This window comes from Candidatus Kryptonium sp. (genome assembly GCA_025060635.1).
Taxonomy (GTDB): domain Bacteria; phylum Bacteroidota; class Ignavibacteria; order Kryptoniales; family Kryptoniaceae; genus Kryptonium.
This window is the reverse complement of record JANXBN010000001.1, coordinates 75,801-88,826: the sequence shown is the minus strand read 5'-3', so window position 1 is coordinate 88,826 and position 13,026 is coordinate 75,801. Positions and strand designations below refer to the sequence as shown.

Genomic DNA, 13,026 nt, shown 5'->3' with positions numbered 1-13,026 from the left:
AACTTGGGGATAGAGTTCAAGCATCAAATTTTCAGGAAGGCTCGGGTTTGTTTTTCAAATAAGTTGAATTTTAAATAAGTTTGGTGCTAAATTGTGGTAGGAACAAAAAGATTTGAAAAAGAATTAGAATTTTTAGAACAAAACTTAAAATCAAGAGGTGCTTAAGAAATGAAGCGTATTTTCATTTACTTTGCATTAATTATGCTTTTGGTTTCAATGGGGCTTGCTCAGCAAGGTCCGTTTGGAAAAAACAAGGTTCAATATAAAGATTTCACTTGGTATTTCATACGAACCGATCACTTTGATATTTACTTTACCGATGGCGGTTATGAGCTTGCTGAGTATACAGCGAAAGTTGCAGAGGATGCTTATGTTAAAATAAGTAAACTCTTGAGATACGAAATAATAAATCGTATTCCGATAATTATTTATAATTCTCACAACGATTTTCAGCAGACAAATGTCGTTGCAGAGTATCTTGAGGAAGGCATTGGTGGTGTGACCGAGCTATTTAAGAATAGAGTTGTTGTTCCATTTGAAGGTTCGTATAGGCAGTTTCGTCATGTTATACATCATGAGCTTGTTCATGCGGTGATGAATGATATGTTTTATGGTGGTTCGCTTCAATCTGCTTTGATAAACAACATTCAAATTCAATTGCCGATGTGGTTGGTTGAGGGTTTGCCTGAGTTTTCTGCTTTAAGATGGGATGTTAATTCAGATATGTTTATGAGGGATGCGACCGTAAATGATTATCTCCCACCGATAGAATATCTTGATGGTTATTTTGCGTATAGAGGAGGTCAATCTGTTTTTTGGTATATTTCAAGGAAATATGGTGATGAGAAAATTGGGGAGCTTATAAACAGGATCAGAGGGTTGAGAAGTGTTGAGGCAGGAATAAGAAGTTCGCTTGGGATGAGTTTGAAGGAGCTTTCGGATAGATGGATTAGAGAGCAGAAAAAATTATATTGGTCTGATTTTGCAAAGAGAGAATCGCCAGATGAATTTGCCAAACGATTGACAGACCATACAAAGCGTGATAATTTTTATAACACGAGTCCTGCTATCTCTCCGACGGGCGATAAAATTGCTTTCATTTCTGACAGGGACGATTATTTTGATGTTTTTATCATGTCTGCAATTGATGGGAGAATTATAAAAAAGGTTGTGAAGGGAAATAGAACTAAGAACTTTGAAGAATTACACCTTTTGACGCCAGGGTTGACTTGGTCGCCTGATGGTAGCAAGATAGCTCTTGCTGTTAAGAGTGGTGATAGCGATGCAATTTTCATAATTGATGTTAAAACAGAAAAGCATCAAAAGATCACATTTGATCTTGATGGTATCTTTTCAGTTGATTGGTCCAGAGATGGAAGCAAACTTGCGTTTGTCGGTCTAAAGCATGGACAGTCGGACATCTATGTTTATGATCTTTCAAATAAAACTCTCGTTAATTTGACCGATGATATCTTTAGCGATGCTGATCCGGTTTGGTCTTCCGATGGGAAATTCGTTTATTTCTCTTCTGACAGAAAGGATTTCGTCTCAAAGGACATGATCCCGCAGGATTTCAAGATGTATAATTTTGATCCAAATCAATATGATATTTATTCTGTTAGCCTTGAAACCAAAGAGATAAAGCGAATAACTCATACAGATTATTGGGATGAAACATCACCGGTGGTTTCGCCAGATGGTAAGAAAATCCTTTTCATTTCGGATAGAAATGGTATAAATAATATCTATGAGAAAGATCTTGAGACAGGAAACGAAAGACCTTTGACTAATTCCTTAAGTGGGATCTATCAGCTTTCCATAACATACGATGGTTCAAAGCTTGCGTTTGCGTCTTTCCACAATGGTGGTTTTGATATTTTCCTTTTGCGTCAACCTTTTGAGCGGAAGCTAAATGTTCAAGAGCTTGAGCCAACTGTTTTTGTAATGGAGTTTTTAAAGGAAAAACAAAGAGAACTTGCTAAGGCAGAAAAATCTGAAAAAGAGGAAACATCAAATGCCTCGGATACGACTTCAGTTCAACCTTATGGAAGCGATATAAAAGTTAATCTCAGAAACTACATCTTTGCTGACATATTTAGGCAGGATAGCATTGCCATGTCTATTAGATCTCGTGTGGATTTAACTCCTCCAGATAATCTTGATGAGTCAGGGCGTTATAAAGTTTACAGATATAGAGTTAATTTTACGCCGGACTTAATTTACACAAATGCAAGTTATAACACATTTTATGGTGTCCTTGGGGAAGCTTTCATGATGTTCAGCGATATGCTTGGAAATCATCAAATTTATTTGATTACAAGCCTTATGTTTGATCTCAAAAATAGCGATTATGCGATTGCTTATTTCTACCTTCCAAAAAGAATCAACTGGGGCATTGAAGCTTTCCATATAGCGAGATTTTTCAGTGTTGGTAGCCAGTATTATTACCTTTACAGGTATAGATTATATGGCGGGACAGTTATGGGTTCTTATCCGATTGATAAATTTAGAAGAATTGATTTTGGAATTGGATATTACAGTGTAGTTGGCGAATATCTTGATTTTCCTGAGATAGGGGAACATTCAACGCTTTTGATGCCGTCGTTGACTTATGTTCACGACAATTCTTTGTGGCGTTATATTTTCCCATCAAACGGTGAAAGATATTATTTCTCTATCTATGCAAGCCCAAAGCTTGGACCTAATAGCATTCAATTTTTGACGGGGATTTTTGATTATAGAAAATACTTCCGCTTATGGAGCGATTATAGCATCGCATTTAGATTCACTGCGGGTGGAAGCACTGGTGAAAATAGGCAACGGTTTATGCTTGGTGGAGTTGATGCTTGGATAAACTGGGCTATTAAAAACGATTACATACCAATTGAAAATACTGCTGACTTTTTCTTCTTTGAAGCCATATCTGGACCAATAGTTCCATTGCGTGGCTATGTTTATAATGAACAGAGCGGTTCAAAATTTGCACTTATGAACCTTGAATTTAGATTTCCTTTGATAAGATATTTCATTGGAGGCGCTTTGCCACTTGCTTTTAGAAATTTGATGGGAGTTATATTTCTTGATATGGGCTCGGCTTGGGATTCGTGGAGGTCGTGGCGTGCGTTTCATCAACCAGATCCATTCACTGGCACTCTGACGAAAGATTTATTGATTGGAACTGGTTATGGATTTAGAATTTACTTATTTGGACTTTTGCTACGACTTGACATAGCTTGGCGATTCAATTGGGGCTCTTTTTCAAAGCCAGTTTATTATTTCTCGTTTGGACCGGATTATTGATTTAAAATGATTTTCAAGATTCATAACATAAAAAATTTTCTTGAGGAGGTGGCGAAATATGAAGCACCTTAAAAAGCACATCTTGATCTTTCTTTTTCCTACCATTCTTCTGTCTCAATCCTTGAAAGAGCGCTTTGATGAGTTTGACGCTTGTTGCAAGAATGTGCGCGGATATGCTGGGGCTTTAAAAGCTGAAGTTGAAAGAGAAAACGCCGTTATCCCAGAAGTGGCTAAAAAATACGCCGAAAAAATTGGTGAATGTTTAAATGATGTAAAAGAGTCATATGCAAATCTCAAAAAATCACTCACCAAGCAACAAATTGAACTCGTAAAGGGAAACATCTCATATCTTGATGATTACTGTAAACGAGCGGAACTACATTACAAAAATTTAACAGATGAGCTAAACAAACCAAATCCGAAACCAGAAAGAGTTCGGGATTTTTCGGTGGCAATTTACAATGAGTTAAGAAAGGCAAGTCAAGAAGCAAGATTAATTAAAGAGAGACTCGGTGTTAAGTAATTCTTGAAAATGTAGCAAAATTTTCTGTGACGCTTTTAAAATACAGGTGGTGTAAAAAGTAAGAGAATCTCCGATGTGCCCTTTGACAAATTTAAAATTTTAAAGCCCCCTGTTGAATTCGGTTGATATAATGTTGTTTTTACGAGAAGCGAAAAACTTTCATTTTGCAATACCTCGGTTTTTTGTCCGTTATGTTGAATCTCAACCATTCCATTTAAAACAGTCCCTTGAAGCTTGAAATTAGTTGTAAATTCGTCTTCAAATATAGAACCCTCAGAAAGAATAACTTTAACGAGTTCAATCCCGCGAGATGCATCTGTTGGTATCAAAATTTGGATTGCAACTGTTTTGTCTTCGTTATAAAGTTTAAATGGGGTTTTATAAATTTGTAAGTCGGGTGAAGTATCTTCGTCAAATGTATCAAACTTGCTTTCGTGATCAAGTATCTTCGCGAAAAAGCTTGACAATGTTTCACCAAATCCATAAAGCAAAATCTTGCGCAAAATTTTATAGTTAAGATTTCTTTTACCATTTTCAATCAGTGAAATATATGAAGGTGTATACCCAGTTGCTTCAGCTACTTCGGTGATCTTTTTGTCCGTTGATAATCTTAAGGTTTTCAACTGTTGTGCTATTAATTCGTTATCAAGTTTGGGAAGCTCTAAAAGTTTCATACTTTGCACTTGTGATTTTATAGTGTGTTAAGCCCCAATATATTTCTCTTACTGAAACTTTTATTATTGCTTCAACGGGAATTGCGATCAGCATTCCGAACAATCCAAATAATTCTCCAAAAATCAAAAGCACGAATACAACTTCAACAGGGTGCATCCCAACGGAATGTGAATAAACAAGAGGTTGAATGATCAGATCATCAATCAAGTGAACGATTACAAACATTATGATCAAGGGGAGGATCATTCTTCCATCTCCAAATTGAACTACCGAGATTAATAATGCTGGAATAGCTCCAACGAAAGCACCAAGGTATGGAACAAAGCTAGCTATCCCGACAACTAAACCAATAACGAAAGCGAAATTGACACCGAGAATTGTAGCTCCAATCGCAGCCATGAGCCCGAGCGCTGTTGCTTCAAGTACAAGTCCGCGAATATAACCGGTCAATTGTGCTTCAATTTTGTCAAAAACATTTAAACCCATTTCAAAATATCTATTCGGGATAGCTCTTATTATTTTCTTCTTAAATCTTTCACCGTCCTTTAAAATAAAAAACGCAACAAACGGTGCAAGCAAAAGTTCAAACACCGTCGTTATAGCAGATGTCAGCGCCGATGCAGCTTTGAGTGAATATTCAGCGATAAGCGTTTGAATTTTATGTTCAAGATCAAGCCCTTTTAGTAAAGGTATCTTTTCTTTTAAATTTTTAATTGCAGTAGCAATTATGGCATCAAGCGGAACCTTTTGCAATTGTTCAGCGAGCGTTTTGAATTCAGATACTAAAGCTGGGATTATAAAGAGAACAGCGAGAACGATACTAAGCAATAAACTTGCGAAAACAGCTAATACAGCAGTGACTTTTTTCAAACCTAAACTTTCAAAATATATTACAAGCGGATTTAGTGCAACGGACAGAAAAATTGATAAGATCACAATAAGTGAAATATGAATGGCGATGGAGGCGATCCATACGATCAAAAGTGTAAGCGCAGGGATCCCAATGAAAACGAAAATTCCTCGTCTGAAAGATATTCTTTCGTTCATGTTTTTTAGTTTAATTAGTTTTGAAATTCAAAATCTTCAAAGATTTCCCTCATTGTCCGATTTATTACATCCCAGCTGAAACCGCGCCTTGCAAGAAATTCGTAAATTTTTCGCCTTTGTTCGTTTCTGTCTCGTTTTTTCTTTTTAAATGATTTCAGTTGTTTTAGCTTTTGATTTGCAAGCTCTAATGCGATATCAAATTCATCAACTATGTTTTCTCTTTCTAATAAAACTTGCTCAATTATATCAGCAGGAACTCCTTTCGCAAGAAGCATTTGCTTAAGCGCAAATTTGCCGAATGTCTTTGACTTAGAGCGATCAAAAACGAAATTCCGTGCGTATTCAAGGTCATTTATAAAGCCATAGTTCTTTATCTCTTGAATAACTTTTGAGATTATGTTTTTATCAAATCCCTTTTGCTTAAGTCGCTCCTCAACTTCCTTTTGGGTCCTTGGTTTGTAGCTTAGAAATTTATACGCAATTTCTTTTGCAAGTATCAGCTCGGAGGATGACTTAATTTCAGATATCTGCTCTTCTGTTAATTGCTTCCCGGTTTTGATTTTAAATTTGACGATGAAATCAATATAAGACAAAATCTCGCGCCCATCGTTAAGGTAAATTAAATACCATTCCTTTGTTCGTTTTTTTCGTTTTAAACTTATAACGATGGGCATATTTGAATTTAATGATTATCTCTTTCTTGTTGTTTTGGTCTCTGCTTGAACTTCCTCCGTTGTTTCTTCAGCTTCGGATGTTTTTTGTTCAGTTGGTTCGGGCAAAAGTCCAAGTTTTTCTCGCACGAGATATTCAACTTCTTTTAGTATATTTTCATTCTCCATAAAGAACTTTTTAACAGCGTCTCTTCCTTGACCGATTCGTTCATCTTTATATGAGTACCAAGATCCACTTTTTTGAATTATTCCGAGATTTACAGCGGTATCAAGTAGATCGTTAATTTTTGAGATCCCTTCGTTGTAAATTATGTCAAACTCTGCCTCTTTAAATGGAGGGGCAACCTTATTTTTCACAACCTTAACTCTAACTCTGTTCCCGATTATTTCTTGCCCTTCTTTTATTACATCAATTTTCCTTATATCAAGGCGGACAGCTGCGTAAAATTTTAGAGCATATCCACCGGTCGTTGTTTCCGGATTTCCGAACATTACTCCAATTTTACTTCTAAGCTGATTTGTGAAGATCACGCTTGTGTTTGATTTGCTGATCGCTGATGCGAGTTTCCTTAATGCTTGAGACATTAGGCGCGCTTGTGCTCCCATCGTTGCATCCCCCATTTCACCTTCAACTTCAGCTCTTGGGACGAGCGCAGCCACCGAATCAATGACAACAACATCAATAGCTCCACTTCTGACAAGAGCTTCAACTATTTCAAGAGCTTGTTCGCCGAATTCAGGTTGAGAGAGAAGTAAATTACTTACATCAACTCCTAACCGTTTTGCGTAATTTAGATCAAGTGCGTGTTCAGCGTCAACGAATGCAGCAAGTCCGCCTCTTTTTTGAGCTTCAGCAATTATATGAAGGCAAAGTGTTGTTTTTCCAGAAGCTTCAGGACCGAAGATCTCGGTTATTCTTCCCCTTGGAACTCCGCCAATTCCAATTGCTGCGTCAAGTGAGATTGAACCTGTTGGGATTGCTTCAACCCTTGCAATTGGACCTTCGCCCAATCGCATTATTGCACCTTTGCCGTACTCTTTCTCAATTTGCTGAATTGTCGTTTGAAGTATTTTTAGTTTTTCATTTCTGTCAACCGCCATTTTGAATCACTCCTTTATAGTTATAGTTTGATTTTTTTCAAAACAGTATAAACTGATCCGCTCGGTTTCAGGTCGCTTTTCATTATGAGAACTTCTGCAACCTCTCCTGTCCTTGCTTCAAAATTAATAGTTTCTATTTTCTTAATCAAATTATGGATGTTTTTAGGTTTTTTAACTCTGCCGAGCGTTATATGTGGATGATATTCTTTATCTTCTTTTTCAAAACCAAGTTCGCTCATTTTTTCTTCAACGATTTTCTGAAGTTCAAAAAGTTTTCCTGTTGGGTCCTCGCAACCAATCCATATGACGCGTGGATTTTTAGTATCAGGGAAAGCACCAATTCCTTTGTAAATGATAGAGAACTTTCCAAAGCCGTTTAATTTTTCGTTCAAGATCTTATAAATTGAATCAATTGCTTCTTCGTTTACATCTCCGAGAAATTTCAAGGTTATATGAAATTTTTCTTTTTCTTCCCATTTGACGCCCTCGCTTGCGGATTTCATAAGTTCTTTTTCAATTTCAAAAATTTCATCTTTGATTTTTTCTGGGACATCAACAGCGATGAATGTTCTTATTTTCATATTTCAATTCCGAGCAATTTTCTTCTCAAAATTTCAAGAGCCATTTGTGTTGCTCTTTGTTTATTTTCAAGGCGATCGTCACCAAATCTAAACTCTTTTGCAAAAGTTTCATTTTTGTCGGAGTATCCTATCCATACAAGACCAACTGGTTTCGTTGGTGTTGCCCCAGTTGGGCCTGCAATTCCAGTGGTTGATATTCCTATATCGGCGCCGGAAATTTTTCTTACACCTTCCGCCATTGATTCTGCAACTTCGCGACTTACAGCACCAAAGTTTCTTATAAGTTCCTCTGGGACACCGAGGATTTGAACTTTCGCTTCATTGCTGTATGCGACAACGCCACGCTCAAAGTATTTTGAACTGCCAGGGACATTTGTAATTCTATCTGCAATTAGGCCACCAGTGCAAGATTCAGCTACAGCAAGTTTTAAGCCCCTTTCGGTTAATAACCTTCCGATAACTTCTTCAAGCTCTTCGTTATCAACGCCATAAATATATTTTTCGGCCTTTTCACGAATTCTTTTCTCTGCTTCTTCAATCAATCTATTTGCTTCGTTTTGATTTTTTGCTTTAACCGTTATTCTAATCTTGACGCCAAGAGCTGATGGTAAAAATGCGATTTTGCAAAAGTTTTTTATTTCATCAAGCGTGTCTTTTAATTTTTCGTAAAGGTATGACTCTGGGATTCCTGTTGTTTTTAGAACTTTTTGTTTTATCACATTCCCAGTGGCTTTCTGTGCAAGGTAGTTTATCACGAAGTTTTCCATCATTCCAATCATTTCTTTTGGAACGCCCGGCATTACTACTACGATTTTTCCTTGTTCTTCAAACAAGAACCCGGGCGCTGTTCCCCAATGGTTTGTTATTATTTTAGCCTTTTCTGGGACGAATGCCTGAGACCTGTTTGCTTCATTTATTTCAGTCCTTCCTCGCTTTGCTAGAAATTCCTTGACTTGGTTAAAAACTTCTTCATTGAATACAAGTCCTGTATTAAAAAATTTACAAATAGCGTTTTTAGTTACATCGTCATGTGTCGGTCCTAATCCACCCGTAAGGATAACGACCTCAAAGTTATCAAAGGCATGCTTTAATTCTTCAATTATTTCTTTTTCATCATCTCCAACGGAGACAATTCTTGCTGTGCTTATTCCGATCTCGGAAAGTTTCCGCCCGATGTAGCTTGCGTTCGTATTTATCACTTGCCCAATTAGGAGTTCATCACCGATTGTTATTATTTCAGCTTTCATTGTTGAATCTTGCCTTTATTTCAAAAATATGTTCAATATAATTTGTGTTAAAATGTTTGCGTAAATTCCAGCGATCACATCATCTATCATTATTCCGATGCCTCCGCTCATGCGATCAAACTTTTTTGCTGGTGGTGGCTTGATTATATCCATTGCTCGGAAAATTAAAAAAGCGATCAAAACATTTAGAAATTTTTTCTCAATGAAAAGAAGAGATATCCACATACCAACCATTTCATCAACCACTACGACCGAAGGATCATGCCCATTTTTTCGTTCAAATTCAGCAGATGTAAAGATCCCAATTATTAGAAATAGAACAGATAGAATTAAAAGCTGGATACTTGAATTTAACAGAAACCAATAAATTAAAATTGCAATCACGCTTCCCGCCGTCCCTGGTGCAATGGGGAAATAACCGGAGAAAAATCCTGTTGCAATAAGCTTTGAAAAGGTTGAAATTTTATGCTGACTCTGAAGCTCTTTTGCCCGCCGAAACATAAAGGGTTTTGATTATTTTCCAATTATCATAAAGGTAAGCAACACCAGTCCAAAAGGTTAACAAAGTCACGAGAAGCATACTCCAATATATCAAATTTGGATGCAGTAGCGACAGTTCAAGATTTAGTCCTTCAAAACTTAAGTTGATTACATATCCAAACATTAAATAGTAAATGAAAACCATTTGGATAAATGTTTTTGCTTTTGCGCCTTTTGTGGTTATGACGGGTTTATCTTTGAATTCAGCGTATGACCTTAACAAAGTAATAAGTATATCACGAATAACTATTATGATAACCATCCAGGCTTCAACGAGTTGAAGCGAGGCAAATGAGATGAAGGCGGACGAAGTTAAAATTTTATCTGCAAGTGGATCAAGAAATCTGCCCCAGCGCGTTATATAACCAAATTTTCTGGCTATCCAACCATCATACCAATCAGTCAGTGCTGCAACGATATAAACGAGGAGAGATAATTGTTTTAATAGAAGATCCTTGGATAGAAATAAAACAACGAAGACCGGGGTTAAGACAATCCTCAAAATTGTTAGTTGATTTGGTAATGTCATTTTTATTCTGGTTTTGTGTTCCAACCTGCCATAAAGTTAATAACTGTTTAAGAGAAATTCAAAATTTAGTCAGAGACGATCCCCTGACCTGCTATTTGCTTAAAGTAATTTCCGAACTGAGTTAATTTTTTGTCAACCTCTGAATATTTGGATTGCGCATTGTTTATATGTTTTCCAAGCGTCTCAAACTCGTTTATTATCTTATCAAATTCAATAAGAAGTTTCGCCAGCGAGTTGACTATCTGATAAACATTTTTTTCAAATTGAATCGCTTTAAAAGCCATGTTGAACACACTTAATTGAGCGTAAAAAACGCTTGGGGAGACGGGTATGACTTTTTTGCTGCGCATGTATTCTAAAATTTCGTTTTCCTCGTCTGTGATGATCTCGTAATATACGCTTTCGGATGGGACATACATAATTGCGAAATCAAAGGTGTCCTCATCTGGGCGAATGTAGCTTGATGCTATTTCTTCCGCTTTCTTCTTGATATCTTTGAAGAACTCCTTTTTAATTTTTTCCCTTTCGTTTTCATCTTTCGTCTCTATCATTTTTCTATAATTGTCAAGCGGAAACTTTGAATCAATAGGAAGTATTTTGTTGTTGATTTTGATTATGGCATCAACTCTTTTTTTGTTTTTAAACTCAAATTGGGTCTCATAGTATTCTTTCGGCAATATATCTTGTATTATGTTTTCAAGCATTATTTCGCCAATTCCGCCCCGATACTTTGGGGAGGTGAAAAGGTCTTCAAGTCTTGCTATACTTTGCCCGATGCTTTTAATTTGGTTTGCACCTTCTTTTACTTCTCCAATTTGTTTCATAAGCTCAGATATAATTCTTGCAGCGTTGTCCAGTCGTTGATTTACTTGTCCTGTTGATTCTGTTATTGTTTGAAGATTGCTTGTAACTGTTCCAACCATTTGTGTTATTGCCTGATTTACATATGTTGATAAATAAGAAATACTGTTGTCAAGTTTTTGATTTAGTTGAAATGTCGTGTTTTGGATTTGAGAGTTTATATTTTGAACTGTTCCCTGAATTTGTTGCCCAAATTCAAGTCGTAAATTTGCGATTTCTTGTTTCCATATCTCTGATGATTTTTGATTTTGGCGAAGTAGAAAAATCAAAATTCCCACAAAAATTAAGAGGACAATTAAGAAAAAAAACTCGCTCATTTTTGACCTCCTCTGTTTTATTTTACGGTTGAACTATTATCGGAAGTCCCGATTTATCTCCGAGAATTATAAACTTTGTATTTGGAGATTTAGCAAGTTCATTTACAGCTTCAAGTGCTTTCCATTTCAATAATCTTTCATCTATCCCTTGGCGGACGATGTTTTGGAAGTCGGCAATTCCTTGAGCTTCAATCCTCTTGCGTTTCGCCTCCTGTTCTTCTCTTAAGATCACGAATTTCATTCTTTCTGCTTCTTGTTCCGCTGCAAGTTTATTGTTTATTGCTTGTTGAACTTGTTCTGGTAAAACGATTTTCCTTAAAAGCACCGCTTCAACGATTATCCCCCTTGCTCTGAGCGCCTTGTCAAGTTCATTGAAGATTTGTCCTGCTATTAGCTCACGACCAGATGTGTAAAGATCTTTAGCTTCATGGTTAACTGTCACATTCCTTATCGCTGACCTTAACATTGGGACAATGATAATTGCGTCGTAGTTTTCACCTATATTCCTGTAAATATCACTTGCCATTGTCGGTTCAATGCGATACAGTAGCGATACTTCAAGCCCTACACTTAAACCTTCTTTGCTTGGCACATCTGCATGTTCAAAAATTTCTTGCGTTCTAATTGACATAACATGAAGCGATTTCAATGGGTTTATCAGATGTAGTCCCTCTGGCACTTCTTCTGGATCAACTTTTCCAAACAAAGTCAACACACCGACATGACCTGCCGGAACTGTCACGATTGAAGCAAAGAGTAATCCAATTATTAGAACGGCGATTGATATTGGGATTGTCTGTTTGGTTTTTCCAGTGATTGAACCATAGATTGAGATTCCTGCGGCGATTATTAGTGCGATGATTATAGGTGTCATGTCAAGTCACCCCTTGAGTTTTGTTTTGACTTTTGAAGAGAATTTATAAATTTTAAATCTGATAAAAAAGTTCGTGTGCTCTTGAAACATGAAAAGGTTCTGGGATGTTTTTAATTGAAAAATAAACTCGGAGGCTATTATCATGAACGAAAATAAAAATGAAAATCTCGTAATCGCAAAGCCAGATTTGAAGAAGATATCTGATCTAATAAGAGAGTTATTAATTGAGCTTGGAGAAGATCCGAATAGAGAGGGGCTTGAAAAAACTCCAATGCGTGTTGCAAAAGCGTTTGAATATCTTACGAAAGGTTATCGTGAAGATATAGAAAAGGTTTTAAACAAAGCGATCTTTAGCGAGAAGTATAACGAAATGGTTATAGTTAAAAACATTGATTTTTTCAGTTTGTGTGAGCATCATCTTCTTCCTTTCTATGGCAAAGTCCACATAGCTTATATTCCAAATGGCAAAATAGTTGGATTAAGCAAAATTCCAAGAATAGTTGAAGTATTCAGCCGTCGGCTTCAAGTTCAAGAAAGATTAACTGAACAGATCGCAGATACATTAGATAGATACTTAAATCCCAAAGGTGTGGCAGTTGTAATTGAAGCAAAACACCTGTGTATGATAATGCGTGGTGTTGAAAAACAAAATTCCGTTGCAACTACAAGTGCAATGCGCGGCGTATTTGCGGAAGATGTCAAAGCAAGGAACGAGTTTATGCATCTTATAAGCGAAGATTTAATGTAAAAACAAATGAAG

At 36.6% G+C, this 13,026-nt stretch carries 13 protein-coding genes; 3 read left to right on the top strand and 10 right to left on the bottom strand.

Annotation, left to right across the window (positions count from 1 at the left end; genetic code table 11):
• Nucleotides 1–168 precede the first annotated feature (168 nt).
• The gene (locus NZ923_00440; protein ID MCS7228485.1) at nucleotides 169–3,300 is read left to right on the top strand and encodes a biopolymer transporter Tol; all 3,132 of its coding nucleotides are present in this window, start codon (nucleotides 169–171) and stop codon (nucleotides 3,298–3,300) included.
• 58 nt (nucleotides 3,301–3,358) lie between these two features.
• Nucleotides 3,359–3,823, top strand: coding sequence for a hypothetical protein (locus tag NZ923_00435; GenBank protein ID MCS7228484.1), 465 nt, complete (start codon nucleotides 3,359–3,361; stop codon nucleotides 3,821–3,823).
• 35 nt (nucleotides 3,824–3,858) lie between these two features.
• Here the strand turns inward: NZ923_00435 and NZ923_00430 are convergent, their stop codons facing one another.
• The 10 genes from NZ923_00430 to NZ923_00385 form a co-directional block, all read right to left on the bottom strand.
• Entirely contained in the window at nucleotides 3,859–4,497 is a 639-nt protein-coding gene (locus NZ923_00430; protein ID MCS7228483.1) for a helix-turn-helix domain-containing protein, read from the bottom strand.
• Nucleotides 4,469–5,545 (bottom strand): AI-2E family transporter, encoded by a 1,077-nt coding sequence (locus NZ923_00425; GenBank protein MCS7228482.1) that lies wholly within the window; start codon nucleotides 5,543–5,545, stop codon nucleotides 4,469–4,471. The genes NZ923_00430 and NZ923_00425 overlap by 29 nt, the downstream gene beginning before the upstream one ends.
• Before the next feature lie 14 nt (nucleotides 5,546–5,559).
• Nucleotides 5,560–6,219, bottom strand: a complete 660-nt coding sequence (locus tag NZ923_00420; protein MCS7228481.1) for a RecX family transcriptional regulator — start codon at nucleotides 6,217–6,219, stop codon at nucleotides 5,560–5,562.
• 15 nt (nucleotides 6,220–6,234) lie between these two features.
• Nucleotides 6,235–7,317 (bottom strand): recombinase RecA, encoded by a 1,083-nt coding sequence (recA, locus tag NZ923_00415; protein ID MCS7228480.1) that lies wholly within the window; start codon nucleotides 7,315–7,317, stop codon nucleotides 6,235–6,237.
• Nucleotides 7,318–7,337: 20 nt separating this feature from the next.
• Nucleotides 7,338–7,898 (bottom strand): RNA 2',3'-cyclic phosphodiesterase, encoded by a 561-nt coding sequence (gene thpR, locus NZ923_00410; GenBank protein ID MCS7228479.1) that lies wholly within the window; start codon nucleotides 7,896–7,898, stop codon nucleotides 7,338–7,340.
• Nucleotides 7,895–9,145, bottom strand: coding sequence for a competence/damage-inducible protein A (locus NZ923_00405; GenBank protein MCS7228478.1), 1,251 nt, complete (start codon nucleotides 9,143–9,145; stop codon nucleotides 7,895–7,897). The genes thpR and NZ923_00405 overlap by 4 nt, the downstream gene beginning before the upstream one ends.
• A gap of 15 nt (nucleotides 9,146–9,160) precedes the next feature.
• Entirely contained in the window at nucleotides 9,161–9,646 is a 486-nt protein-coding gene (locus NZ923_00400) for a phosphatidylglycerophosphatase A (protein MCS7228477.1), read from the bottom strand.
• Nucleotides 9,609–10,214, bottom strand: coding sequence for a CDP-diacylglycerol--glycerol-3-phosphate 3-phosphatidyltransferase (pgsA, locus tag NZ923_00395; GenBank protein MCS7228476.1), 606 nt, complete (start codon nucleotides 10,212–10,214; stop codon nucleotides 9,609–9,611). Before pgsA ends, NZ923_00400 begins: the two co-directional genes overlap by 38 nt.
• A 65-nt stretch (nucleotides 10,215–10,279) precedes the next feature.
• The gene (locus NZ923_00390) at nucleotides 10,280–11,392 is read right to left on the bottom strand and encodes a DNA recombination protein RmuC (protein MCS7228475.1); all 1,113 of its coding nucleotides are present in this window, start codon (nucleotides 11,390–11,392) and stop codon (nucleotides 10,280–10,282) included.
• Nucleotides 11,393–11,414: 22 nt separating this feature from the next.
• The gene (locus NZ923_00385; GenBank protein MCS7228474.1) at nucleotides 11,415–12,266 is read right to left on the bottom strand and encodes a prohibitin family protein; all 852 of its coding nucleotides are present in this window, start codon (nucleotides 12,264–12,266) and stop codon (nucleotides 11,415–11,417) included.
• A gap of 142 nt (nucleotides 12,267–12,408) precedes the next feature.
• Here NZ923_00385 and folE point away from each other — a divergent pair, with 142 nt between their 5' ends.
• The gene (folE, locus tag NZ923_00380) at nucleotides 12,409–13,014 is read left to right on the top strand and encodes a GTP cyclohydrolase I FolE (GenBank protein ID MCS7228473.1); all 606 of its coding nucleotides are present in this window, start codon (nucleotides 12,409–12,411) and stop codon (nucleotides 13,012–13,014) included.
• Nucleotides 13,015–13,026: the final 12 nt, after the last annotated feature.

What these genes read in the sequence shown, in the direction of transcription:
- NZ923_00440 (MCS7228485.1), top strand. Translation starts at nt 169, where the DNA reads ATGAAGCGTATTTTCATTTACTTTGCATTAATTATGCTTTTGGTTTCA.
- NZ923_00435 (MCS7228484.1), top strand. Translation starts at nt 3,359, where the DNA reads ATGAAGCACCTTAAAAAGCACATCTTGATCTTTCTTTTTCCTACCATT.
- NZ923_00430 (MCS7228483.1), bottom strand. Translation starts at nt 4,497, where the DNA reads ATGAAACTTTTAGAGCTTCCCAAACTTGATAACGAATTAATAGCACAA.
- NZ923_00425 (MCS7228482.1), bottom strand. Translation starts at nt 5,545, where the DNA reads ATGAACGAAAGAATATCTTTCAGACGAGGAATTTTCGTTTTCATTGGG.
- NZ923_00420 (MCS7228481.1), bottom strand. Translation starts at nt 6,219, where the DNA reads ATGCCCATCGTTATAAGTTTAAAACGAAAAAAACGAACAAAGGAATGG.
- recA (MCS7228480.1), bottom strand. Translation starts at nt 7,317, where the DNA reads ATGGCGGTTGACAGAAATGAAAAACTAAAAATACTTCAAACGACAATT.
- thpR (MCS7228479.1), bottom strand. Translation starts at nt 7,898, where the DNA reads ATGAAAATAAGAACATTCATCGCTGTTGATGTCCCAGAAAAAATCAAA.
- NZ923_00405 (MCS7228478.1), bottom strand. Translation starts at nt 9,145, where the DNA reads ATGAAAGCTGAAATAATAACAATCGGTGATGAACTCCTAATTGGGCAA.
- NZ923_00400 (MCS7228477.1), bottom strand. Translation starts at nt 9,646, where the DNA reads ATGTTTCGGCGGGCAAAAGAGCTTCAGAGTCAGCATAAAATTTCAACC.
- pgsA (MCS7228476.1), bottom strand. Translation starts at nt 10,214, where the DNA reads ATGACATTACCAAATCAACTAACAATTTTGAGGATTGTCTTAACCCCG.
- NZ923_00390 (MCS7228475.1), bottom strand. Translation starts at nt 11,392, where the DNA reads ATGAGCGAGTTTTTTTTCTTAATTGTCCTCTTAATTTTTGTGGGAATT.
- NZ923_00385 (MCS7228474.1), bottom strand. Translation starts at nt 12,266, where the DNA reads ATGACACCTATAATCATCGCACTAATAATCGCCGCAGGAATCTCAATC.
- folE (MCS7228473.1), top strand. Translation starts at nt 12,409, where the DNA reads ATGAACGAAAATAAAAATGAAAATCTCGTAATCGCAAAGCCAGATTTG.